Genomic DNA, 24,453 nt, shown 5'->3' on the forward strand with positions numbered 1-24,453 from the left:
TGTGAAAGAATGTTGCAAGCTTGCTTCAATGTCAGGATTGTGCTTGAATGAATGCATGCATTTCGACGATTGTCACGAGATTCATCCATTACCCGGGCCGGATTGGAAGCCAGGAGTCAGCTTTAATAACTCAGAAAATATTGCTGAATTCAGTATATGGGCCCCGGGAGCTGATGATGTTCATCTCGTGATGTTTCGGGAGGATATTTCAGATATATCCGGTAGGCATGATGTACAACTATTATCGCAAGCAATGGAATATGATCCAGGCAGCGGATTATGGAGTACAAAGCTAACTGCTGAAAAGTGTCTCGATTTATTCTATGAATATCATATAGTTCGTGATGGGAGACTTCGAAAGAGCCTTGATCCATACGCTCGTGCTGTTGGACTCAACAGAGTGAGTAACCGGGAATTCCTGCCTAAGCTAAGGGGACTGGTTCTGGATTCGAGTGTATTCGCGGATCCAGTGCCACTAGCTGAAGGAACAGTATTCCCCTGTGATGCAGTGATATACGAGTTACACATCAGAGATTTTACTATCAATCACAAAGGAATAGCCAAGCCCGGAACATTTGCTGCCTGTATAGAGCGTATACCTTATCTGAAATCACTTGGAATCACTCATGTTCAGATAATGCCGGTTCTGAAAACGGCATTTCTTGATGAAAGCAGGCAGAGCTTTGATAATGCTTCTACTGGAGAATGTAACTATAACTGGGGTTATGATCCCCATTCTTTTTTTGCACTGAATAACTGGTATTCAGAAAATCCGGAGGATCCCTGTCTGGTGATACTCGAATTACGGAATCTTGTCAGAGAACTTCATGCTGCAGGTCTGCGGGTTATTCTCGATGTTGTCTATAACCATATGGCAGATGCCTCTATTCTGGAGGATATAGTTCCCGGATATTATTTCAGAAGGGATTATGGAGGAGCTTTTCGCTCTGACAGTCAATGCGGCAATGATCTGGCTAGTGCAAGATACATGGTCAGAAAGCTGGTCTGTGATTCCGTCACCTATCTCACAAAAACCTTCGGTATAGATGGTTTTCGATTTGACCTAATGGGTTTGCTGGATGCAGATACAGTGTTGTCCGCCAAAGCTGCTGCTGAGAAAGCCAGTGGGAGAAGCGACCTTTTTTTCTATGGGGAAGGCTGGCGAATGTATTCAGGGCCTCACAACCTTAGAATGATGGATCAGGATTATATGCAGTTCACCGATGAGGTTGCTGTATTTAACGATGAACTGCGTGATCTGCTCAAATCCGGAGGAGCACGTGAGGTTGGCAGAGGATTTGCAACTGAAGCTGAAGTTGATATTGCTGCTCTTGTTCAGAATATGCTGGGTAACCCAGTAAAATATTTTCAGGTTATGTCTCCGAGAAATCTTGTCCAGTATGCAGCTGCTCATGATGGTATGACCCTTCATGATTCTATAGCCTATAACTGTCAGCTTGATGATTCACGTTCCACTGATATCCGGGAAATAGACCGACGCATCTGCCTTGTGAATTTTTTATTGTTATGCAGTCAAGGTATTGTTATGCTTCATTCCGGCCAGGAATTCGGGAGAAGCAAATCGAATTCAGACAGAACAGATGAACCGGATAGTGATTGGGCAATCATCGGAAAATATATAGCAAACAGCTATAATTCAAGCGACCTGATAAATGGACTTCCAGCAGAATTAGACAGTCGTCAGGAAAAGCTTCTGAATTACTGCTCCAGTCTGATTCACGCAAGACGGAATCTATCTGTTTTACGTCTTGCCAGTTCTCGTGTAATTGAAAAACGAAGCTGTCAATTGCAATCACAACATAAAATGTTCCTGGCTTTTGCATTGAGGGAGAACGCCTCGATTTATCTTGTTTGTGCCAATGCCGGTTCAGACGAAGTTCAGTTGGATATCCCGGAGGAACTGCTTGGCTGTTCGATGAAAGGCATATCAGTATCGGTAATAGTTGACCGGGATTTCGTGAATCTTGCTGGAATAGCTGTACCCGCAGGAATCACAGTAAAAAAGCGTAAGCTGATTCTTCAGGGGCTGTCATGGGCACTGCTTTTGCTTGTGGATGAAACTGATTGACCTGCAGCTGCAGGCCAGTTTATTGTATGCATATGCAGAAGACAGCCTTTCATTTAATTAATCCCGTCAAGAACTATGCCTGGGGTTCGCTTGAGCATATTGCCGCCTATCAGAACAGACCAGCGCCCACAGTCCAACCTGAAGCTGAGCTATGGATGGGCGCTCACCCCAGTGACAGCTCACAGATAGTACTGCATGGACATCGCGTCAGTCTGTACCGGGAAATCCAGAGAGATCCTGATTTCTGGCTCGGGCCGGCTGTCGCTGCTGATTTTTTCGGTGAGTTTCCGTATCTGCTCAAGATTCTTGCAGCTGAAAAGGCTTTGAGCATACAGGTGCATCCATCTTTAATACAAGCCAGAGACGGTTTTGCCCGTGAAGAAGAATCTGGAATACCGCTTTCTGCAGCACATCGTATTTACAAGGATGCCAATCATAAACCTGAAATGATTGTGGCTCAATCAGATTTCTGGGCTTTATCTGGCTTCAGACCGGAACTTCAGATACAATCCTGCTTTACCAGCTTGTTCACATTTGCCGGGAAAAAGCTTCTGAAGACTGGATTACTGATAGATCTGCATGAACGAGTCAATGAACTGGGAACATCTGAAACAGCGCTCCAATCCTTCTTCAGCTGTCTTATGAAAATTTTACTTGGGGATAAGCAGGCAGGTCTGCAGCTGCTTTCAGCAGCTCAGGAAGCAGCCAGGACAGATCTTTTTCCTTCTGATTACTATATTTCTGAATGGATACTGCGTTTGAGTCGACAGTTTCCTGATGATCCCAGTGCAATTGCTCCACTTTATCTTAATGTATTGAATCTTAAACCAGGCGAAGCAGTATCGCTTGAGGCAGGCTTGCTTCATGCGTATCTTTCCGGATTGGGAATTGAAATCATGGCCAATTCCGATAACGTGATCCGTGCTGGCCTGACTATCAAACACATGGATGGAAATGCCCTGGTAGAAACCGTTCGCTGCATCGGAGAGACTCCTGGAATACTGAAGGCCGAGACAATTCAGCCCGGTGCCGAGTTATTTCCTCAGCTGTTCCGTGAGTTCTCCTTGATTCGTCTGCAGCCCGATGTCAAAGCGCAATATATAGACCGCAGCTGGACACCCGGGGGGAGCGGTCCGCGTATTCTACTTGCAGGACGTAATTCGCGACTGAGTATTTACGATGAAAACGGTAATGGTCATGAGATCAGCTCAGGTAATTCTGTGATAATCCCGCATGCTGTTGAATCCTTCAGCGTCAGAGGAACCGGAGAAGGCTTTCTTTCTTCCATAGGTATATAATGTCCGAAGTCAGAAAGGTTTATCTAGATGCTGACAGCCTCCCTGCAAAAGTCAGGGAGGTGGTATTCCGTCAGGCTCTGAAGGGTAAAATCAAGGCAATCCTTGTTGCCAACCGACCGATTCCCCATCCGCGACATGACTCGGTTCAGATGAAGGAAGTAGCTTCAGGAGAGGGAGTAGCTGACGAGTATATTCTCGGGCATGCATCCCCGGTTGATCTTGTTGTAACTCGGGATATCCCCCTTGCTTATCGACTTGCTGCAATGGGAATATGTGTTATTAATGACAGAGGTGTACATTATGATCTGGATACAGCCAGAGAACGTCTGTCTGTTCGCAATTTCGCATTTGAACTCCGGTCAGATGGAATTGATCCGGGACGATCCAGCAATTTTGGTCATAAAGAATTGCATGCATTTTCCGCGATGTTCCAGCAGGCTCTCAGTGGTGAATTAGAAAAAAATTACTAATTTACTTCTCTCTTGCTTGTGTATGATCACTGCTGCTTGTAGAATAGTGACAGATAAAAAGCAGCTTGGGGGTTATACATGTCAGAGAATACAATTAGTGAAGTCAGTGAAGGAATCTACAGATTATCTGCTAATGTCGACAATATTCTGTTTGAAGGAATCTGGCCTATTCCTCATGGAGTAGCCATGAACTCCTACATTGTCAAAGGCGACAAGGTTGCAATTGTAGATGGTGTATGTGAGTGGGATGGAGTACCTGAAACACTTTTCTCGCAGTTGGAGAAAATGCAGGTTCACATCAATGACATTGATTATGTTATTCTGAACCATCTCGAGCCTGATCACACTGGCTGGCTGAATGCATTCAAAAAGCTTCGTTCAGAGTTTACTATTGTAACCAGTAAGAAGGGCGCGAAGATCGCAGAGGCTTTCTACGGTATTACCGAAAACATCCTGACGGTATCCGATGGTGATGAAATCGATCTCGGTCAGGGCCGCGTATTACGCTTCTATGAGATACCTAATGTACACTGGCCGGAAACAATTGCCACATACGACACCAGAAGCTGTACACTGTTTCCCTGCGATGCCTTTGGCTCTTACGGTTCTGTTCAGAGCAGCGCCCCTTACGATGATATGCTAAGCCAGGAGGAAATTGATTTTTTCGAAGATGAAGCGTTACGGTATTATGCTAATATAGTTGCGGCTTTCAGCATTCCTACAAAGAAGGCTATCGACAAACTTGGTCCGCTGGAAATAAAGGCTATTGCTCCTGGTCATGGAATCGTTTGGCGCAGGAATCCTGCAAAAATCGTCACGGACTATATTCGTTATGCAGGTTACTCAAAAGGTCCGGCAAAGGAACATGTGACTGTCATATACGGTAGCATGTATGGTATGACTGAACAGGGAATTAAACCAGTCGTTGAGGGACTTGAGAGTGAAGGTATCACTGTTCATCTGCACAGGATCCCCGAAAGTAATATCTCATTTGTGTTGAAGGATGTCTGGCAATCAACAGGTGTTGTGCTTGCAATGCCGACCTACGAATACAAAATGTTCCCGCCGATGGCAGCCGTTCTGGATGAAATAGGCAAGAAGAAAGTGTTGAATCGTCTTGCTTTCCGCTTTGGCTCCTATGGCTGGTCTGGCGGTGCACAGAAGGAACTGGACGAGATTACTTCACGTCTGAAAATGAACTGGCAGTTTATAGATCCTGTTGAATTCAACGGTGCGCCCTCCAGTGATGAGCTGGATATGATTCGGCTGCGTGGAGCCGAACTTGGTAGACTGGTGAAAGAGAGCGTGCTTAATGCAGCAAATTAATATAGCAGGGATGACTGGTTCGGTCCGGTCATCCCTTTTTTTGTGTGCTCTGCTTGGAATTGTATCAGCTATATCTGCCCACCTTGATTTTCTCGCTGGAGCTGCCGCCGCGGTTCTCATAGCTACTGTGTATTATTTTTTTTATCGCAGGTCCGGTAAAAAACACAGCACAGATGTAACAGTGGAATTAAATGCAGTTGCAAAAATCGATCTCGGAGAGCCTGCTGGAATAACGGCGTATCTGGAACAGGTAGGCACCCGGCAGCGGGAAGCATTGTTCATGACCACAAGTGGTTTTGAAGATATCGGCAGACAGGTATCCCTGATTGTTACAGATACCGATGATCAGCTGAAAGCAGCCGGAGAGAGTGCTCAGGCAGTCATGGAAATTCTTGGCAGTCTGAAAATACTGCATGATCAGCTGAATGAACAGCGAGGGATCGTAGACAGTAACTCATCTTCTGTAGAGGAGTTGTTTCAGACTATACAATCAATTACCGGTAATGCCGAACGAATTCAGCAGCGAATGGACAAGCTCAAGGATTCCTCACGTAATGGTCGTGAAACATTAGGTGTTTTACACAAAGCAATTCAGCAGGCATCTACACAGAGTAAATCTCTGGAAAAGGCCAATAGACTGATTGATGATATTGCTGCTAAAACTCATCTTCTAGCCATGAATGCTGCAATTGAAGCCGCAAAGGCCGGGAAATATGGTGCCGGTTTTGCAGTTGTTGCAGGTGAGATTCGTGCTCTGGCAGCACAGGCTTCTGCAGGGGCTGCTAAAAGCCAGGATGAGTTGAGTAACCTGAATTCAACAATCATACATATGGTTAAACAGTTCAACTCAATGGATGCACTTTTCAGCAATCTGGAAGAGCATATTGATAGTGTGTATGAGCATCAGCACAGTACTATGACTGCAATGCAGGAACAGCGTGCCGGGACTACCCATATTCTGGATTCTGCCCAGCAGCTACAGAAGACTGTTGATCTCATACAGGAGCAGGAAGGACTTATTGGAACTGCCGCTGAACAGACGCATACAAGTATGTGCGGACTGCTTGAATTGAGTGAAAATACATCCAGCCGGGTTCAGCATCTGTATGAGGAATCTTCCAGGATGCAGCAGATTGTTGAAATTAGTGCGGGTTGGTCTTTGAGTATCGAACAGGGGCTTTCTGTCGTTCACGCAGCTTTCAGTAAACTGGAAATAGTAGCACCGGAAGATCTGGACACAAGATTCTTTCGCTGGTCCAATGATCTGTCTACTAATGTCGATTTGTTTGATGAACAGCATCAGGAGCTTATCCGGATACTAAATGATATGCATCTGGCGGTGGTTGAGGGGAAGGGGCGTCAGTGTGTTGGCGATGTCCTGGATCGCCTTCTGAAATACACGGATTACCATTTCAAGTGTGAACTGCATAATTTTCGAGAACATGGGTACCCTGACTGTGAGCTTCATAGTCAGATACACTCCAAACTCGTGGAAAAAGCAATGGAGCTGAAAGCCGAGTTTGAAGCAGGCAGCAACACAGTTGTTCTGGAAACACTGAGAGTGCTGCGTTCATGGCTCATAAATCATATTAGGGATTGTGACGGTAAGTACAAGGACTTTTTTATTAACAAGAAAATACTGAAGCCGGAAACTGCAAGCGTTCACAGCTGAATCAGTTCCGGTTTCAGTATAATTCGTCGCTATCGGGTTTTTTACGGACTACATGCGAATTGCCCGGTAGCCGCTGGAACGCATTAATTCTATCAGGTTGTCCGGGCCGACCAGATGCCCGGCACCTACGACTACGAAGCTGTTTCCACCATTCTCGAGATATTCCAGAAGTTCTGTATGCCATTTCCTGTTTCGGGCAGCAAACATAAGTTCATAGAAGACCTCAAGTTCATCTGTTGACAGAAGTGCTTCAACGATTACCTCAGTCATAGCCTCGAGATCACCTGAATGCCATATCTGCAGCAGATGAGCAACATAATCTCCAAGTTCCTTATAATTCTCGATGCTGCGCATCATTTCGGCAGCCTGGGTCCGTGTCGGTAGCTCACCGAACATCGAAAGCTGCATCTCTACAGTTTCAAGACCATGAACAGGCATTTCGAGTTCAGCGGCCAGCTGAGCAAAGTGCATATCAATTCCGTAATCTGGATTTATACCATGTGCAGCAGCAAGCTGTGTAACAATGGTTGCCTCGATAACCCAGGGTTTCAGGTGTTTGACTGCATGAAAGGGAATACCGAATTCGGCAAGCACACCTGTAAGCAACTTAATTTCATCACTGTTCAAATCATCTTCAAGGTTCTGCCCTTCAGGATATTCCATGAGGGATTGAACTCCAAAAAAGGCATCTGCACTGACTGAGTTAAGATCGATCTCCAGGATCAAGCGGTCGCTGCTTTCAAACAAACGATATATTTCATCGGGAAGCGGGTAAATCTCTTCAGATGCAAGGTGAATTGAACCAAGTATATGCATCTGTACGTCATTGTGTTCAATTGTCCACAGAAAAAGATCTCCATCGTCGTCGTACCTGTCATCTTCTGCTTCCACTACTGCTGGTGCTTCACCTGGAATATCTGTGTCCGGTTCGGTGGCACAGGAGACAGGAAGAAACAGCAGCAGTCCGAGCATTAGAAAACCGTAAAGGCTTTTGGTAATCTTTCTAGAAATCTGCATGGTTAACCGTCCTTGGGAATGGGATGACATCACGAATATTCTGCATGCCGGTAACATATTGTACAAGCCTTTCGAAGCCCAGCCCGAAACCAGAGTGTGGTACACTTCCGTAGCGCCGCAGATCAAGATACCACCAATAATCTTCAGGATTCAGGTCAACTGCTTTCATACGTTGCTCAAGAACCTGCAGGTTATCCTCACGCTGGCTGCCACCAATGATCTCTCCGAGTCTCGGTACCAGTACATCCATAGCCCTTACAGTTTTTCCATCCGGATTCTGCTTCATATAAAATGCCTTGCAGTCCATTGGATAATCATAAACAATAACCGGAGATAAAAAGATTTTCTCGGTGAGTGCTTTTTCATGTTCTGTCTGCAGTGCTGCGCCCCATTCCGGTTTGAAATCAAATTCCAGACCGCTCTTTTCAAGTGCATCAATTGCATCCGTATATGATATACGCTTGAAGGGACTGGTCGCTACTTTTTGCAAGGATTCAATTATTCCTTTTTCTATCTGTGCATTGAAAAACGCCATGTCTTCTGGATTCTCGCGCAATACATCAGAAATAACAGTTCTTACAAAGTCTTCTGCCAGATCCATATTTGCTTCGTTATCGCAGAATGCAAGTTCCGGCTCAATCATCCAGAATTCTGCAAGGTGCCGAACCGTGTTTGAATTCTCTGCCCGAAATGTAGGACCGAATGTGTAGGCTCGTTCCAGACTGCAGGCATAAACTTCAGCTTGCAGCTGACCGGTAACAGCAAGATATGCTGGTTTGTTGAAAAAATCATGAGCGTAATCAAGGGTAAGCGCAGGACGCGAGGCAATTTCTTCCAGAGGCAGGGTTGTTACCTGGAACATCTCCCCGGCACCTTCCGCATCGATTCCGGTAATAATCGGAGTATGCACCCACAGAAATTCCCTGTCCTGGAAAAATTTATGAATGGAGTTACTCATACTGTTTCTGATTCTTGCGATTGCACCGAATGTATTGGTTCGTGGGCGTAGATGCGCAATTTCACGCAGATACTCAAAACTGTGACGCTTTTTCTGCAGCGGGTATTCAGGTGGACAATCACCAATCAATTCAAGCTTGTCAGCATGCAGTTCTACTGTCTGATTTTTTCCTGGAGATTCCTGCAGACAGCCGTTCGCACGAATTGACACACCGGTAGCCAGCTGTTTAAGAATATCAGAATCAGGGAACTTCTGTTTGTCTATAATTATCTGAAGATTTTTAAGACAAGAACCGTCGTTCAGCTCGATAAACACGATATCTTTTGTATCCCGATGGGTTCTGACCCAACCCTGTGCTTTAACCGGTTCGTTCCCGGGCTTAGAGGCCAATAGATGGCGAATTCTCTGATTTTCCATAGTCTAATCTTTACCACAAGCAAGGATAGCAGTCAAACCCTGTGTTCCTCCTGAAATCCATGTTATTCTGTTTCCATGAAAATTTTCATTGATTCTGAGATTGGCACACTGGAAACTGTCATTATTCATCAGCCCGGAGCTGAAATCGAGACCGTAACCCCTGCAAGTGCAGAGGAATTACTGTACAATGATGTAATACCTTTAGCTCAGGTTCAGCGTGAACATAGTGAACTGAGTCAGCTGCTTTCCGGATTGTGTAATGTTCTGCAATCCAGTGATTTACTGCTTGCTGCACTTGGCGATCCTGATGAACGTACGGCACTTGCACTCGAATTAATGAGACCGGCAGTACGCGACAGGCTTGATCAGGGTTGGCTGCGTGAGCTCTCGGAACTACCCGTGGAAAAATTTCTGCAGGCTATGATATGCGGAGTTCCAAACAGGCGACAGTCTTTCGAAGATTTTTTATCTGACAGACGGTATGATATTCCAGCATTGCCGAACTGGTATTTTATGAGGGATGCTGCAATGGCATACCTTGATGGACTTATTGTCGGCTCGATGGCATATCCGGTCAGACGAAATGAAGCCCTTCTGGCCAGGCGGATGCTGAATGGACTTGCTCCATTGATCTGGGATGGGAGTCAAGCGCGTGCTCCGGGATTAAGTCTTGAAGGTGGTGATTTTATGGTTGCCGGCCCGGATACCCTGTTGGTCGGCTTGTCAGAGCGAACATCAGCAGCAGGCCTGGATATACTGCTCAAGTCGATAATGGAGTTCAGAATGCAGGGTGAGAGGGCAGATTACGTACTTGATGTAATTGCTGTTCAGCTTCCGCATGCGCGAACCTGTATTCATCTGGATATGGTGGCAAACTTTCTGGACCGGAACTGTATGCTGGTATATGCACCGCTGATTCTTGACCGGGAACGTGCGCCTGTTATACATTGCCGGATAGAACCGGGGAAAACACCCAGGTTTAAGTATGTTGATTCTCTGCCTGAAGTATTGGCGGCAATTGGTATGCCTGTTGAAATCGTTAGCTGTGGAGGTGGATTTCAGGTTAGTGGTGAACGGGAGCAATGGCTTGCAGGAAACAATGTATTTGCCTATGGCCCTGGACAGATAGTAGCTTATGATTGCAACCCTCTGACGCTTGATGCAATGTCACAGGCTGGGTTCGAAATAATCAGAGCAGAGACTATACTTTCAGGTTCAACTGATCCTCGTTCAGCAGGCAGAAAAGTCGTTACAATTAGCGGCACCGAACTTGCAAGAGGCGGCGGAGGGGTTCGCTGTATGACCATGCCGCTTTGCAGAAGCGGCATATGAGGAATCTGGGATATTTTACGGAGGAGTAAAGGCTTATGAGTGAAGAAAAAAATGACAGAATAGTTATTGTTTCCAATCGGTTATCGGTATCTGCTGTCAAGAATGGAGATACCATTGAGTATGCTCAGAGCATGGGTGGGTTGGCAACGGGGCTGTCGAGCCTCCATGGGGATTACGAAATGCTGTGGGTTGGGTGGCCAGGGATTCCCCGAGAAGACCTCACCACCGAGGAGCAGTCTTCTATGGACAGCCATCTGCAGAAAAATTATGGATGCGCTGCTGTTCAGCTTTCAAGACAGGATGTACAGGAGTTTTATTTAGGTTTCTGTAACAACACTATCTGGCCGTTATTTCATTATTTTCCTTCGTATGTTGAGTACAATCATGAATTATGGAATGCCTACGAGCGTGTTAACCTTTCTTTTTTCGAACAATTGAAACCATTGCTGCGTGAGGATGATATAGTCTGGATTCACGATTATCAGCTCATGTTATTGCCACAACTTGTGAGAGAATCTTTCCCGGACATCCGGATAGGTTATTTTCTCCATATTCCGTTTCCGTCGTATGAGCTCTTCAGACTTCTTCCCTGGCGCCGTGAAATTCTCGACGGACTCTTAGGTTCTGATCTGATTGGTTTTCATACATATGATTATGCCCGTCACTTTCTTTCTGCTGTAAGAAGAATTGAAGGTCATGATCATCATCTCGGGCATATTAAAACCGGCGGTAGATCTATCTCCGTCGATGTTTTCCCAATGGGAATCGACTACGACAAGTTCGCAGAATCCGGTAAAATTGAGGAAGTTAAATCTTTTATTACGAATATAAAACGCGGTATGGCGCACCGAAAAATGATTCTTTCAGTAGACCGTCTGGATTATTCCAAGGGAATTCCCAATAGATTATGGGGATTCCGATATTTTCTGGATAAACATCCAGAATGGTACGGCAAGGTTACACTGGCTATGATCGTCGCTCCAAGCAGAGAAGGAGTGCCACAGTATCAGGACCTCAAACGTGAGGTAGAAGAACTCGTAAGTGACATAAACGGTACGTTCGGGACCATAGAATGGGTTCCTGTTCAGTATTTCTACCGACCCTTTCCCTTTACCGAGTTGACTGCCATGTACAGTGAAGCAAGCGTTCTGCTCGTCACCCCTTTGCGGGATGGCATGAATTTGATTGCCAAGGAATATGTAGCTGCTAAAACTGATGGCGATGGTGTAGTAATCCTGAGTGAGACGGCCGGTGCCGCCCGTGAACTAGGTGAAACTATAATGGTCAATCCGACGAATCTACCAGAGATCGGAGAGGCAATTAATACAGCATTGAATATGAAGGATCAGGACAAGGCAAGACGGAATACTGTGATGCACCAGAGGATACGCCGTTATGACATCCGAACATGGGCACAGGATTTTACGGCTAAACTGATTGAAGCTGCTGCAAATCATAACCAGAATGGTGCCCTGCCGCTGAATACAGCAAGGAGACAGGAGATCAGTACGGATTTTGCTTCTGCAGAATCACGCCTGCTGCTACTTGATTATGACGGAACACTGGTAGGATTCAAGGCTGTACCGGAGGATGCAACTGCTGATTCTGAACTTCATGACCTGATAGCCAGTCTTGCTGATCTTCCAGACACTGAGGTTGTAATAATCAGTGGAAGGGACAGGGATTTTCTTGAATCCCAGTGGGACAACCTCCCGGTCGGTTTGATTGCTGGACATGGAGTCTGGCAGCGCAGGCTTGGAGGAGAATGGGAAGTCTCGGAAGTGCTCGATATAGAGTGGAAAGACGCGATCAGACCTGTTATGCAACGCTACCGTGACCGGACTCCAGGGGCATCCATAGAGGAAAAAGCATTTTCTATTGCATGGCATTATCGCCGTAGCGAACCTGAACTGGCTGCTATCAGACTAGGCGAACTGCGGGAGGCCCTGCTCGGGCTGACTTCCAATCTGAATGTCTCTGTTCTTGACGGAAATAAGGTTCTTGAAGTAAAAAACAGCAGTGTCAATAAGGGTAGAGGAGCTGCACGGTATATGATGGGCAGCGAATATAAATTTATTCTGGCCGCAGGTGACGATCACACTGATGAAGATCTGTTTGCCATGCTTCCTGACCATGCGAACAGTATTAAAATCGGTGCACAGCAAACTGTAGCCAAATACTTCCTTCCTGGTCCGAAGGAAGTTCGCAAATTTCTTCATCAGCTTTTAGAAAACAGTAAGCTGCAATGAAGCAGCGTAATTACAATTGAATAATGGAGGAACTATGATCAAGGGATGGATTTTTGATCTTGACGGGGTAATAACTGATACGGCGGAGTTTCATTTCAAGGCATGGAAGAAACTGGCAGAAGAAGAAAATTTACCTTTTACTCGTGAAGATAACGAACAGCTCAGAGGAGTTTCCCGTGCGGATTCCCTGAAGCTGCTTCTGAAGGGAAAAAAGGTCAGTCAGGAACACTTTGAGGACATGATGACCAGGAAAAACAAGGATTATCAGGCGCTTGTTGAAGGAATGGGGCCTGCTGATGCTCTTCCCGGAGCCAGAGAATTGGTCAAAAAACTCAGAAATGCTGGTATACGCACAGCCATTGGTTCATCCAGTCGAAACGCACAAAGAGTAATTGAGCTTCTTCAGATGGAAAATCTTTTTGACGGAGTCGCAGATGGTCATTCAGTAGAGAATGCCAAACCTGCTCCCGATCTATTTCTTCATGCTGCAGAACTTCTTGGCCTTTCACCCGAAGAATGCATTGTTGTCGAAGATGCAGAAGCCGGTGTTGAGGCTGCATTAGCAGGAGGTATGACTGTGGTTGGTGTCGGACCGGTTGAACGTGTGGGGAAAGCGCACTTTGTTTTCGGTGATACCTCCTCAATCGATCCAGAGTTGGTAATGAATAGGAAACTGCATTGATCAATCGGCTGCAGGCCGATAAATGGTAGTACTATACCTCCGAATCTGCTATATTCGCATTTGAGAGAGAGGAGTTATGAATGCAGCAGACACAGAAGGTAACAGAGCATGATTTTCACATTCCGGTGCTGGGTACCGGTTATTCCATTGATACTGCCCTGAAAGTAGCCCGTTTCGGCATTTCTTCGGTACTTTCATTGGTTGATGATACTCTTATAGAGCAGGCACGGGAATATCACTGCAGGAAGAACTCCATTGTGTATGAAGCGATTTCTTCCACAGCTGTTGACCATCGTGCCCGGCGGATTACTGCGTATCTTGATCTGCTGCATGATCTGGTGCAGAAACAGATAGTTGAAATGCAGAAAATGGAATTCAATACGGGCAGTGATCTTGATACATGTTTCGAGATGCTGCCGGATGGTGAATTGCGGACCGCCTATTTTCGCTTACTTGATATGGAGGATGGATCAGAAAGAACGGCCCTTGCCGAGTTTCTTAAAAAGTCAATCCAACCTGGAAGTATTGATGTAAACATAATGACCAAACTCGATCGTCAGCGATGGGTAAACGGCGAACCTGTAGACAGCAATTACTCGGATGCATCTGCTGCCCTGCGAGGGTTCGCTGAGAGTAAACTGAATGCTGGAATAGTTTTTTCTGCCGGCATGAACCCCAGACTGTTTGCTGCTATTGAACAGTATCCGGATTTTTTCGCAGATAATAATGGTTATATAAAAAAGAAAATAATTCTTAAGGTAAGTGATTATCGCTCAGCTAATATTCAGGGAACCATTCTTGCGAAGAAGGGAATCTGGATCAGTGAATACCGCATAGAGTCCGGCCTGAATTGTGGAGGGCATGCCTTTGCAGCAAAGGGCAGTCTCATGGGACCTATCCTTGCAGAATTCCGCGAAAAGAAGGAGGAGTTATTCAATAAACTCCATGCGGTCTATTGTGATAAATGTGCTGAATCAGGCAGAAATCCGGGAAATATAGATATCAGGATTACTGTGCAGGGTGGAATTGGAACCTCCGATGAAAATAAAATGTTGTTAAAGTATTTTCAGGTGAGCAGTGTTGGATGGGGAACCCCATTTCTCCTTGTTCCTGAGGCCGTAAATCTTGACGAATCAGATATGAAACTTCTCTGTGATGCAGAAAAAAAAGACGTGTTTCTCAGTCAGGCATCTCCGCTCGGTGTACCGTTCTGGAATCTTCATACTTCCGAGAGTGAAAACGCAAGGAAGAAACGGATAACTTCCGGAAAGCCGGGAGTTGCATGCAGAAAAAAATATCTGGCATTCAACGATGAATACACCGAGGAACCTATCTGTCCAGCAAGCAGTAAATTCCAGAGACATAAACTCGAAGACCTTGCGCATTCAGATCTTCCGGTCGCGGTTCTTGACAGACTTCGGGAACGAGTTCTTGCAAAAGCCTGCCTGTGTATGGATCTCGGGGCTACTTTTACAAGAGGTATTGGTATTGAACCGAAGGGGACACCGGCAATTACACCTGGACCGAATATTATCAATTTTAATAGAATCGTAGGTTTGAAAGAGATGGTAGCTCACATTTATGGTCGTTTGAATATTATATCTGTAAAGAATCGATCTCATGCATTTATCCGTGAACTGGAGATCTATATTGATACTATAGGGCAGGAGTTCAAGGATGCTGCCTTGGGAATTGGTGAAAAAAGCGAGAAATATTTTGGTGAAGTCAGAAAAAATCTGCTGGCAGGAATAGAGTATTATCGTGAGCTGGCAGATGAAATTCTTCAGAAAGAGAAGACCGATTTTCTGAAACAACTTGATTCCCTGAGAAATTATCTTGTCGGAACCTTGCCGGAGAACCTTTGAATGTCAATGCCTTTGCAGCTTGCGCCGATGGCAACCCTCAGCCATCGGGCTCTGCGTGAGCTTATTGAGTCTTTCGGAGGTTGTGACGAATATTTTACCGAAATGATCAGCGCCAGGGGATTACTGAGCGGTGGTCATCTCGAACAGTATTATATTGATCCCGGACCACGCCCCGAGAAGCTGGTATATCAGCTTATGGGACCTGATGCGGAGTCGATTGCATCTGCGGCTGCTTTTCTCGATTCCAGGGATTGCCTGGGCATCGATATCAACATGGGCTGTTCGGCTCCACATATTACCAGACTTGGCGGAGGCGTAAGCTGGATGGCAGAAAACGCTGCAGCAGTTGAAATGGTACAGAGGGTTCGTGAAGAGGTTAAAAAACATCGTCTGAGTGTGAAGATACGACTCGGTTTTGATGAGGATCCGGATCGTCTTCTTGAGCTTGGAAGAAAACTTGAGTCAGCCGGGGTTGAGATGATAATTCTGCATCCGCGAACCGCAAAACAGAAATTCAAGAGAAGCGCTCGCTGGAGTTTTGTAGAGTTGCTGAATAATGAACTTTCTATACCTGTTACCGGAAACGGAGATGTATCCGATGCCAGGACCTTGGTTTCACGTGCAGGAGGGCCTTGGTCTGGTGTCATGGTAGGCAGAGCAGCGGTACAGCAGCCGTGGATCTTTATACAGGCAGAAAATGCTTTAGCATCGGACAGCCCCTCATCGGTGCTTGAAATTGACAGAGAAGAGACCGGGCAGAGATTCCTCGATCTATTAAAACAGTATCAACCGCATGAATTCTGGAAGAGCAGGGCACATCGTTTTTTTGAGTATTACAGTGCAAATTTTACCTGGGGGCACGCCATGAGGACGGCAATACAGAATGAAACAGATATTCATGCGATAGGCACAATTTTCAGGGAGTATTTTCGCAAGCATCCTGACGAGCGTATTCAGAAATATACGGTTAATCCATGAATAATAAAGCTCTAGAGGAAATTGCAGAAAGCTCTGTATACTGACAGTTTCCAGGAGCAAAATAAATCCAGATGTGTTATACTTTTTTCTATGGCAAGATCTAATGATATAATGCTGACAGATATTGTTATACCGGATCAAAGCCATGGGCTTTCATGGCAGGTACTCATTGTCGACGATGAGGAGGTTATACACACAGTTACAAAGCTTGTACTGCGTGATATGAGCTTCGAAAATAAAAGAGTAGAGTTTGTCAGCGCTTACTCAGCGAAAGAAGCCTGCCGCATACTCGAAACCAACAATTCTATAGCTGTCATGCTGCTTGATGTAGTAATGGAACATGAACATGCAGGATTTGAGGTCGTAGAGTATACAAGAAACTCCTTGAATAATCAGGACGTCCGGATCATTATGAGAACCGGACAACCAGGATATGCACCGGAACGGGATGTAATCACACAGTACGATATAAATGATTACAAGGAAAAAACAGAGCTCACATCCAAGAAACTTTTCAGTACAATACTGACTGCCCTGCGGTCGTACCGTGATATCAAGAGAATACAGCGAAGTAAGAGTGGACTGGAAGACATAATATCGACCTCACGCTCTATGTTTCGTTTGCACAGTTCAGTTGATAAATTCGCCTCGACTGTTTTTGAACAGACGATATCCTTACTAGGAGGAGATCACAGTGAATCTCTGAATAGATATTCCGGTTTCGCAGTTGTGAAGGATGAAGCAGACACAAATATTGTAAAGACCTCAGCTGATCTCACACAGTATGCTGGCACCGATATTCAGGAGATCAAGGATCCTGCCTTGCTTGATCTCCTGGAATCTGCTCTCAGTAAGCATCAAACCATTTATAGTAATAATCTTTATGTCGGATATTTTCAATCAAGATCCGGTCTGGAAACATTGGTGTATCTGCGAAGTCCGGAATATTTTAATGAAGAAGAAATTGATTTGCTGCGTATTTTTTCCAGCAACGTAAACCTGGCGTTCGACAACATATGTCTAAAAAAAGAAATAATGGATACTCAACGTGAAATACTATTTACCATTAGTGATGTCGTTGAAAACCGTTCACGAAGTACGGCCAGGCACATCAAGCGTGTCGTTGAATATTCTGTAGCAATTGGTGAAGCCCTGGATCTTGATGATGAAGAATTAGGTTATCTCAGACATGGGGTTCCTATGCATGATATTGGCAAAATTGGTATTTCAGATTCAATTCTGAATAAGCCTGGTCCTTTAACAGCAGAAGAATTTGAAGTTATGAAGACTCATACCTTGATTGGACATAAAATTCTGGCAAAATCGAGTAGGAAAATTCTGCAGACCGGTGCTGTAATCGCCCTACAGCACCACGAGCGTTGGGACGGTAGTGGATATCCGGCAGGCCTGGCGGGGACTGAGATTGATATCCTGGCTCGCATTACTTCTGTAGCAGATGTCTACGATGCACTCTGTCAGAATAGGGTATACAAAGAGGCCTGGTCTCCAGAATCTGCCTGCGAATATATATTGTCCCAGAGCGGTTCGATGTTTGATCCAACAGTCGTCAGTGCATTCAAGGATAACTATGAGCGTATTCTCAAGACCCAACTGGCTTTTCCTGATGAGGACTACAATGACACTTGATGATTATCAGCAGCTGCCGATCTTTGATTCTTTTCCCGATATTTTTAATGAGACTTCTTTTACCCGGGTTCCCGGGAATTGGCACGTTATAGTCTGTGACATCGAACGCTCAACAACTGCTGTACGGAATGGCCAGTACAAGGAAGTGAATATGGCAGCTGCAGCAGCTGTATCCGTTGCAGGAAATATACTTGGTCATCTTGATTTTCCTTTTACATTCGGTGGGGACGGAATATCCGCTGTTCTGCCGGAAAAAGTGGCTGGGGCTGTGCTCGGGGCACTTGTGGATCTGCAAGCGACAGTCAGGCAGGTATATGGACTGCACTTGAGAATAGGTTCCATTGCCGTACAGAATCTGCCTTCAGGCACAGATCTTTTCTTTGCCAGGCTACGGGTTGGAAATAGATTCATTCAGGCAGTTTTTGCTGGGGAAGGAGTCCTTGAAGCTGAACGTTTACTGAAGCAGGGTAAACTTGAAGATTCAGTACTCGGTCTGTCGGGCACTGCAAACATGAGCGGCATAAGCTGTCGATGGAAGGATATTCCATCACGCAGCGGTGAAACCTATACACTGATTGTCCAGCCGCTGGCTGATAATCTCCCTGAACGTTTTGAAACGATTCGCAGATTATGGAAGGAAATTGCAGTAATTCTCGGCCGGGAAGATCTGTATCATCCTGTGCAGAACGGCATACAAAGGATGATAAACAGTCAGAAGGAAGCCTCCAGGGAAGCCGTTCTGCATGGAGGTTCAAAAAAAGGATTTAAGTATCACCTTGCCATGATACGTGTCAGATTTGAAGCAGTTATGGCCGGATTAATTATTTTCCTTAAAATTCCCTTACGTATGAACGGAAAATACCTGCCCGGAATTCCTCAGGACAATATTGTGCATGCTGATTTCAGGAAGTTTGACGGTCAGCTGAAAGCAGTATTTGCCTGTAACAGTAAACAACGAGAGCAGCTGGATCTGCTCTTGCAGGATTTCAGAGAAAATAATCTGATTACATTTGGAAGACATATATCCGACAGGTCTGTAATTACCTGCCTGATACATGTCAACGCTGATCAGGAAGTTCACTTTATCGATGGTGGTGATGGTGGCTACACACTGGCTGCAGCACAAATGAAGGATTGTTTATAATCCCGTTTTTCGATATGCTATGCTCATGGTTAGGACAGAAAATCTGCGAATTGCAGGTATGGAGAGGCTGGTTTCTCCCAAAGAACTGCTGAATGAATTTCCTTTAAGCGAATCTGCTTGTAAAACCGTCACAGAAGGAAGAGCTGCCGTTGAACGCATTCTTACCGGTTCTGACAAGAGAATGCTTGCGATAGTCGGACCATGTTCAATTCATGATCCTGCTGCAGGACTCGATTATGCAAGCAAGCTTGCAGAGATCAGAAAGCGGGTCGAAAAAGATATTTGCGTTATTATGCGGGTATACTTCGAAAAACCAAGAACCAAACTCGGCTGGCGTGGATTGATTATCGATCCGCATCTGAATGGAAGCTATGATATACAGGAAGGCTTGAGGCAGGCACGTTCTTTTTTGCTGGCTGTCAATGAACTGGGTATTCCAGCAGGGTCAGAAGCTCTTGATCCAATTGTTCCTCAGTATATAGCGGATCTGTTAAGCTGGGTCTCAATTGGTGCCAGAACTACCGAAAGTCAGACTCATCGTGAAATGTCCAGTGGCTTGTCAATGCCGGTAGGCTTCAAGAATGGTACGGACGGCTCTGTGGATTCTGCAGTCAATGCTATAGCCAGTAGCTCAGCTTCCCATAGTTTCATCGGGATCGATGCTAACGGACAAACTTGTGTTCTCAGAACAACGGGAAATACCGCCACACACCTGATTCTCAGAGGAGGTCGTTCTGGTCCGAATTACCATGAGGAAGACATAGAAGATGCCCGCAGTATGCTGAGAAATGCCGGTCTTCCAGAGGCTATAGTTGTCGATTGCAGTCATGGGAACAGCCGGAAGGATTATCGTCGCCAGAGTATGGTTCTTGAATCTGTTGTCCGTCAGCGAATAGTCGGAAATCGCTCGATTCTTGGATTCATGCTTGAGAGTAATTTGAAGTCTGGAAACCAGGGCCTGGCAAATCCGGATGAGCTTGAATACGGGGTTTCTATTACCGATGCCTGCATAGATATGCAGATGACCGAAGATCTTCTCTACGGTGCTCAAGAGATGCTTCAGGTAGAGCGTGATCCAATAGTCGGTAAATTCAACCTGCCCATTCGCGAGAGGGTTCAGAAATGAAGAAATTTTTCCTGCTGATTTCAACTGTATTGTTTTTTTCATCCTGTTCAACCAGCATTCAATCCCTGCATGACAGACCGGGACATTATGCTGGGCGTACGGTTACTGTGTCCGGTAGCGTTGATCGTGTCTTTCCCCTGGCGATTGGAGACTACCGTCTTGCAGTACTACGTGACGAAACTGCTGCTATACCGGTTCTGTTCAGAAGATCCGTGCAGGCAGGAGATTCGGTACGGCTTAAAACAGATGTAATTGGATTCTCTGCAGATGGAATCCGGGCTTCCCGGGATGATTTTGAAAACCAGATGTCAGCTGTACTCCCTGTAGACAATTCAGCAGAGTTTTCCAGGAGAGTAATGAATATTCTTGTACCGCTGGCAGAGACATTTGAAATGAGCTATCTGCTGGTTGAACAACAATGAATGCCTGTGTTTTTTGCGGTTCATCAAGCGGTACTGATTCAAGCTTCGCCGAAGAAGCTGCTGCAGTTGGTGCAGGTATTGCAGTTGAGGGTTTCGGTCTGGTCTATGGGGGAGCCTGTATCGGGCTGATGGGTGTTGTTGCCGATGCTGCATTGGCACATGGGGCTCGTGTAACCGGTATTCTACCAGAACATCTGCAGCGTGTTGAAATAGCTCACCGCGGTTTGCATCAGCTTATAATTGTCCCGGACATGCATAGCAGGAAGGCTGCAATGGCCGAGTCTTCGGATGTATTTATTGCATTGCCGGGCGGTTTGGGCACTCTTGAAGAATTATTTGAAGTCATGACCTGGGCTGGAATCGGGTTACATAAGAAACCATGCCTGCTCCTGAATACCGACGGCTACTACACGCAACTCATTGCTTTTCTGAAACAGGCAGTGGAGAAGGGCTTTATTCGACCCGAAGGGCTGGATTACCTGAAGGTATGCAACAGCCCCCGGGAAATACAGCAGTCTCTAAGCGTTATACGTACCAGCTGAAACTGATCCACCTGAGCCTGTCCAATTGCTGTGAAAAAATTCACCGCGTGGACGGTCGATACGTTCGTAGGTATGTGCACCAAAATAATCTCGTTGGGCCTGTATCATATTAGCTGGAAGGCGTTCACTCCGATAACCATCAAAGAATGACAATGCCGTAGCCATGGCCGGTATAGCCGTTCCGCTCAGCGCAGCCTGGGATACCACACGCCGCCATCCGTTCTGGGCCTTGTGTATGAGGGTTGAGAAATAGCTGTCAAGCAGCAGATTCTGTAAATCGGCATCTCTTTGATACGCATCATGAATCCGGTCCAGGAAAACACTGCGAATAATACAGCCCTCACGCCACATAAGCGCGACTGCACCGAAATCAATGTTCCATCCATATTCTTCGGACGCCTGACGCATAAGCATAAAACCCTGCGCGTAGGAGATTATCTTGCTTGCCAGTAATGCCTGGCGAATATCTTCTACGAATTCATCGCGATTACCTGAAAAATCAGATCCGACAGGTCCCTGCAGTATTTTAGATGCATGCACCCGTTCTTCCTTAAGGGAAGACAAGGCTCTGGCTAATACAGCTTCGATAATTAGACTCAAGGGAATACCGCTGTCCAGTGCATAAATACCGGTCCATTTCCCTGTGCCTTTCTGGCCTGCTGCATCCAGTATGTTTTCCAGAAGCAGTGAGCCGTCATCCTCGCGGAAAGCAAGGATATCCCGGGTGATCTCGACAAGGAAACTATCCAGTTCTGTATCATTCCAGCCTGAAAAAATAGCTTCCATTTTTTCGGCAGGCAAATGGAGGACTTCCTTCATGAGGTAATATGCCTCGCTTATAAGTTGCATATCACCGTATTCAATTCCGTTGTGAACCATTTTTACAAAGTGCCCTGAACCCTCTGCGCCTACCCATTCGCAACAGGGGGCCCCGTCCTCTGTTTTTGCGGCAATGGACTGAAAAATATCCTTGATGTGCGGCCATGCATCAGCATTACCACCAGGCATAATCGACGGTCCTCTACGGGCACCTTCTTCGCCCCCGGAAACACCTGCGCCAACGAATAAAATCCCCTTTTCCTTCAGGAACGCTGTGCGTCGTGATGAATCAGGAAAATGAGAGTTGCCACCATCTATGATAATGTCTCCTTCTTCAAGAAACGGCAGCAGTTTATCGATGAAAATGTCTACTACATTCCCGGCTTTTACCATCAGCATGATTTTTCTGGGGCGTTTGAGCTGTGATACCAGCTCCTCTATTGAATATGCTGCCTGTATTGATCGACCCTCAGCGCTGTCCTTCATAAAGTCCCTGGTTTTCTCGGGACTACGGTTGTAGACGGCTACTGTATACCCATGGTCGCTCATGTTGAGAACAAGATTCTGTCCCATTACAGCCAACCCTATAAGTGCTATATCTGCCTGCATACTATGCTCCTCAATCTAACTTACCTATAGAGTAATGAATTTACGGGGGGAACGCCAAGTGGCATCATGGTAGATTGCCAATTTCTCTTGTTTTAGCCATAATGCCTTCATGGCAGTTCACCTTATTCGGGACATATTTGCATATGCTGATCGCTTCCAGAACTCGGTATTCGTAATACAGATTGATTATGACGTAATTGCGCATCCTTCATTTCCGGTTGTGCTTCAGGATCTCGTCCTTCTTCATCAGATCGGAATCAAGATAGTTCTGGTTCCAGGTGCCAAGCGGCATATTGATAATGTGCTGGATCGCTACGGAATTGAGTGTCCTTTTGTTAACGGAGTCAGGATCAGTAGCAGTGATTCCATTCCTTTTATCAAAATGGCTGCTTTTGATACTGCTAACCGGATTATGACCCTTATGAGCCGACATCATGTGACCGGTATTATCGGTAACTGGGTGCGGGCAAGAGCCCTTGGTGTCGTTGATGGAATCGATTATGAATCAACCGGTAGAGTAGACAGAATCAGCATCGAAAGCGTAAGTGCTGTTCTGAAGGACGGTTTTATACCGATTTTCCCCTGCATAGGCTGGAGTGCAGCTGGCAGCCCCTACAACATATCGAGTCCGGAACTCGCCAGCAGACTGTCGGTAGATTTGAAAGCTGCTAAACTCTTTTTCCTGACTTCCTCGGATGTTCTTACCAGGGAGACCTTTGTTATCCCGGACGGAATACACCTCGATGAAGACGGCCGTATTTCCCGCTTGTATCCTGAGCAGGGCGAGCTGCTGCTTCAAAGCAATCCGGATTGTGAACAGTATTTCAGGTCCATACTTCGATGCTCGGTAGAAGCTTGCCGTGGAGGTGTTGAACGGGCTCATATAGTTGATGGACGGCGGGATGGGGTGATTCTGGAAGAGGTTTTTACCAATCAGGGCGTAGGCACCATGATCCATAAGTCCCCTTTTGAGAGTCTTCGTCCGATGAACGATGAGGATGTGCCTGCGGTAATCCGTTTGATGCAGCCTGCAATGGAAAAGGGCATACTTGTGCATCGATCAGCAGATGACCTTCTTCAGCGAATCAGCGATTATGTTGTTTTTTCAGCAGATGGTCAGATCGTGGGCTGCGGGGCGTTGCACCGTTGGGCAGATACAGTGGGCGAAATCGCCGCACTTGCAACCGATTCACAGAAAGCATATGCCGGAGTAGGTGAACAGATAATGCTGTATCTACTGAATGAAGCCAGGAAGAAAGGTCTTCAGGAGGTTTTCGTTCTGACAACACAGGCATTCGACTGGTTTTCCCGCCATGGTTTTACTACCGGCAGCGTCGATGATCTACCGGAAGAACGACGTTTGCGCTATAACCCCCAAAGGAAAAGCCGCATTCTGATAAAAAATATCGAGGCACAGGAAAAATAAGAAATTATGCAGCTACATATTCAGGATCTTAAAGTCAGATGTATTGTAGGTATCTACAGGAAGGAACGGGTCCGCCGTCAAACCATATATTTTGACATTATTGCGGAATATTCCTCCGCTCGTATTCAACTCAGTGACCGCATTGAAGATGGTGTCTGTTATGCCAGTATTGCATATACGGTCGAAAGAACCGCTATCGAAGGCAGATTTCTCACTCTTGAAGCCCTGTGCAGGGCAGCAGCAGATGCCGTATTCAGTGAATTTTCCGCAGTCACCAAACAGCAAATCAAAATCAGAAAGCCGGCCGCACTCCCGGGATCTGCGGTTGCTGGCGTGTCATGTATTTTCAATCGATGAAATGACCT

At 45.9% G+C, this 24,453-nt stretch carries 20 protein-coding genes; 17 read left to right on the forward strand and 3 right to left on the reverse strand.

Annotated features, from left to right (window positions below; translation table 11 throughout):
* Positions 1-253: 253 nt before the first annotated feature.
* From ACYQ2L_RS06565 to ACYQ2L_RS06585, 5 genes are all read left to right on the forward strand, one after another.
* Positions 254-2,089, forward strand: coding sequence for an alpha-amylase family glycosyl hydrolase (locus tag ACYQ2L_RS06565; protein WP_460052968.1), 1,836 nt, complete (start codon positions 254-256; stop codon positions 2,087-2,089).
* Between the two features lie 32 nt (positions 2,090-2,121).
* The gene (gene manA, locus ACYQ2L_RS06570; RefSeq protein ID WP_460052971.1) at positions 2,122-3,387 is read left to right on the forward strand and encodes a mannose-6-phosphate isomerase, class I; all 1,266 of its coding nucleotides are present in this window, start codon (positions 2,122-2,124) and stop codon (positions 3,385-3,387) included.
* Complete coding sequence (locus ACYQ2L_RS06575; protein WP_460052975.1) at positions 3,387-3,857, forward strand: DUF188 domain-containing protein; 471 nt, start codon at positions 3,387-3,389, stop codon at positions 3,855-3,857. The genes manA and ACYQ2L_RS06575 overlap by 1 nt, the downstream gene beginning before the upstream one ends.
* A gap of 78 nt (positions 3,858-3,935) precedes the next feature.
* Positions 3,936-5,183: an FprA family A-type flavoprotein gene (locus tag ACYQ2L_RS06580; RefSeq protein WP_460052979.1), complete on the forward strand. Its 1,248-nt coding sequence runs from the start codon at positions 3,936-3,938 to the stop codon at positions 5,181-5,183.
* Positions 5,170-6,855, forward strand: coding sequence for a bacteriohemerythrin (locus ACYQ2L_RS06585; protein ID WP_460052982.1), 1,686 nt, complete (start codon positions 5,170-5,172; stop codon positions 6,853-6,855). Before ACYQ2L_RS06580 ends, ACYQ2L_RS06585 begins: the two co-directional genes overlap by 14 nt.
* Positions 6,856-6,903: 48 nt before the next feature.
* Here ACYQ2L_RS06585 and ACYQ2L_RS06590 read toward each other — a convergent pair whose 3' ends face one another.
* On the reverse strand, positions 6,904-7,872 hold the full coding sequence (locus ACYQ2L_RS06590; protein WP_460052984.1) for a TraB/GumN family protein: 969 nt from the start codon (positions 7,870-7,872) through the stop codon (positions 6,904-6,906).
* Entirely contained in the window at positions 7,859-9,247 is a 1,389-nt protein-coding gene (gene asnS / locus ACYQ2L_RS06595) for an asparagine--tRNA ligase (protein ID WP_460052987.1), read from the reverse strand. Before asnS ends, ACYQ2L_RS06590 begins: the two co-directional genes overlap by 14 nt.
* 75 nt (positions 9,248-9,322) lie before the next feature.
* Here asnS and ACYQ2L_RS06600 point away from each other — a divergent pair, with 75 nt between their 5' ends.
* The 10 genes from ACYQ2L_RS06600 (at position 9,323) to ACYQ2L_RS06645 (ending at position 21,234) form a co-directional block, all read left to right on the forward strand.
* Entirely contained in the window at positions 9,323-10,579 is a 1,257-nt protein-coding gene (locus ACYQ2L_RS06600; RefSeq protein ID WP_460052991.1) for an arginine deiminase family protein, read from the forward strand.
* Positions 10,580-10,614: 35 nt separating this feature from the next.
* Positions 10,615-12,828: a bifunctional alpha,alpha-trehalose-phosphate synthase (UDP-forming)/trehalose-phosphatase gene (locus ACYQ2L_RS06605; RefSeq protein WP_460052995.1), complete on the forward strand. Its 2,214-nt coding sequence runs from the start codon at positions 10,615-10,617 to the stop codon at positions 12,826-12,828.
* A gap of 34 nt (positions 12,829-12,862) precedes the next feature.
* Positions 12,863-13,510 (forward strand): beta-phosphoglucomutase, encoded by a 648-nt coding sequence (pgmB, locus tag ACYQ2L_RS06610; protein WP_460052998.1) that lies wholly within the window; start codon positions 12,863-12,865, stop codon positions 13,508-13,510.
* 80 nt (positions 13,511-13,590) lie between these two features.
* Positions 13,591-15,375, forward strand: a complete 1,785-nt coding sequence (locus ACYQ2L_RS06615; protein ID WP_460053001.1) for a hypothetical protein — start codon at positions 13,591-13,593, stop codon at positions 15,373-15,375.
* Positions 15,376-16,353, forward strand: coding sequence for a tRNA dihydrouridine synthase (locus ACYQ2L_RS06620; RefSeq protein WP_460053005.1), 978 nt, complete (start codon positions 15,376-15,378; stop codon positions 16,351-16,353).
* 90 nt (positions 16,354-16,443) lie between these two features.
* Positions 16,444-18,000: a DUF3369 domain-containing protein gene (locus ACYQ2L_RS06625; RefSeq protein WP_460053009.1), complete on the forward strand. Its 1,557-nt coding sequence runs from the start codon at positions 16,444-16,446 to the stop codon at positions 17,998-18,000.
* Entirely contained in the window at positions 17,990-19,144 is a 1,155-nt protein-coding gene (locus tag ACYQ2L_RS06630; protein ID WP_460053013.1) for a DUF3095 family protein, read from the forward strand. Before ACYQ2L_RS06625 ends, ACYQ2L_RS06630 begins: the two co-directional genes overlap by 11 nt.
* Positions 19,145-19,169: 25 nt before the next feature.
* Positions 19,170-20,270 (forward strand): 3-deoxy-7-phosphoheptulonate synthase, encoded by a 1,101-nt coding sequence (locus ACYQ2L_RS06635; protein WP_460053016.1) that lies wholly within the window; start codon positions 19,170-19,172, stop codon positions 20,268-20,270.
* Positions 20,267-20,692, forward strand: a complete 426-nt coding sequence (locus ACYQ2L_RS06640; protein WP_460053019.1) for a hypothetical protein — start codon at positions 20,267-20,269, stop codon at positions 20,690-20,692. The genes ACYQ2L_RS06635 and ACYQ2L_RS06640 overlap by 4 nt, the downstream gene beginning before the upstream one ends.
* The gene (locus ACYQ2L_RS06645; RefSeq protein ID WP_460053023.1) at positions 20,689-21,234 is read left to right on the forward strand and encodes an LOG family protein; all 546 of its coding nucleotides are present in this window, start codon (positions 20,689-20,691) and stop codon (positions 21,232-21,234) included. Before ACYQ2L_RS06640 ends, ACYQ2L_RS06645 begins: the two co-directional genes overlap by 4 nt.
* Here ACYQ2L_RS06645 and gnd read toward each other — a convergent pair.
* Positions 21,211-22,662 (reverse strand): decarboxylating NADP(+)-dependent phosphogluconate dehydrogenase, encoded by a 1,452-nt coding sequence (gene gnd / locus ACYQ2L_RS06650; protein WP_460053026.1) that lies wholly within the window; start codon positions 22,660-22,662, stop codon positions 21,211-21,213. The two genes, ACYQ2L_RS06645 and gnd, sit on opposite strands and share 24 nt — an antisense overlap.
* Before the next feature lie 109 nt (positions 22,663-22,771).
* Between gnd and argA the strand changes: the two genes are divergently transcribed.
* The gene (gene argA / locus ACYQ2L_RS06655) at positions 22,772-24,088 is read left to right on the forward strand and encodes an amino-acid N-acetyltransferase (protein ID WP_460053028.1); all 1,317 of its coding nucleotides are present in this window, start codon (positions 22,772-22,774) and stop codon (positions 24,086-24,088) included.
* Positions 24,089-24,094: 6 nt separating this feature from the next.
* Entirely contained in the window at positions 24,095-24,445 is a 351-nt protein-coding gene (locus tag ACYQ2L_RS06660) for a dihydroneopterin aldolase (RefSeq protein WP_460053033.1), read from the forward strand.
* Positions 24,446-24,453: the final 8 nt, after the last annotated feature.

This window comes from Spirochaeta dissipatitropha (assembly GCF_054657935.1).

Coding starts and splice junctions, on each gene's coding strand:
- ACYQ2L_RS06565 (WP_460052968.1), top strand. CDS start 254: ATGGAATATGATCCAGGCAGCGGATTATGGAGTACAAAGCTAACTGCT.
- manA (WP_460052971.1), top strand. CDS start 2,122: ATGCAGAAGACAGCCTTTCATTTAATTAATCCCGTCAAGAACTATGCC.
- ACYQ2L_RS06575 (WP_460052975.1), top strand. CDS start 3,387: ATGTCCGAAGTCAGAAAGGTTTATCTAGATGCTGACAGCCTCCCTGCA.
- ACYQ2L_RS06580 (WP_460052979.1), top strand. CDS start 3,936: ATGTCAGAGAATACAATTAGTGAAGTCAGTGAAGGAATCTACAGATTA.
- ACYQ2L_RS06585 (WP_460052982.1), top strand. CDS start 5,170: ATGCAGCAAATTAATATAGCAGGGATGACTGGTTCGGTCCGGTCATCC.
- ACYQ2L_RS06590 (WP_460052984.1), bottom strand. CDS start 7,872: ATGCAGATTTCTAGAAAGATTACCAAAAGCCTTTACGGTTTTCTAATG.
- asnS (WP_460052987.1), bottom strand. CDS start 9,247: ATGGAAAATCAGAGAATTCGCCATCTATTGGCCTCTAAGCCCGGGAAC.
- ACYQ2L_RS06600 (WP_460052991.1), top strand. CDS start 9,323: ATGAAAATTTTCATTGATTCTGAGATTGGCACACTGGAAACTGTCATT.
- ACYQ2L_RS06605 (WP_460052995.1), top strand. CDS start 10,615: ATGAGTGAAGAAAAAAATGACAGAATAGTTATTGTTTCCAATCGGTTA.
- pgmB (WP_460052998.1), top strand. CDS start 12,863: ATGATCAAGGGATGGATTTTTGATCTTGACGGGGTAATAACTGATACG.
- ACYQ2L_RS06615 (WP_460053001.1), top strand. CDS start 13,591: ATGCAGCAGACACAGAAGGTAACAGAGCATGATTTTCACATTCCGGTG.
- ACYQ2L_RS06620 (WP_460053005.1), top strand. CDS start 15,376: ATGTCAATGCCTTTGCAGCTTGCGCCGATGGCAACCCTCAGCCATCGG.
- ACYQ2L_RS06625 (WP_460053009.1), top strand. CDS start 16,444: ATGGCAAGATCTAATGATATAATGCTGACAGATATTGTTATACCGGAT.
- ACYQ2L_RS06630 (WP_460053013.1), top strand. CDS start 17,990: ATGACACTTGATGATTATCAGCAGCTGCCGATCTTTGATTCTTTTCCC.
- ACYQ2L_RS06635 (WP_460053016.1), top strand. CDS start 19,170: ATGGTTAGGACAGAAAATCTGCGAATTGCAGGTATGGAGAGGCTGGTT.
- ACYQ2L_RS06640 (WP_460053019.1), top strand. CDS start 20,267: ATGAAGAAATTTTTCCTGCTGATTTCAACTGTATTGTTTTTTTCATCC.
- ACYQ2L_RS06645 (WP_460053023.1), top strand. CDS start 20,689: ATGAATGCCTGTGTTTTTTGCGGTTCATCAAGCGGTACTGATTCAAGC.
- gnd (WP_460053026.1), bottom strand. CDS start 22,662: ATGCAGGCAGATATAGCACTTATAGGGTTGGCTGTAATGGGACAGAAT.
- argA (WP_460053028.1), top strand. CDS start 22,772: ATGGCAGTTCACCTTATTCGGGACATATTTGCATATGCTGATCGCTTC.
- ACYQ2L_RS06660 (WP_460053033.1), top strand. CDS start 24,095: ATGCAGCTACATATTCAGGATCTTAAAGTCAGATGTATTGTAGGTATC.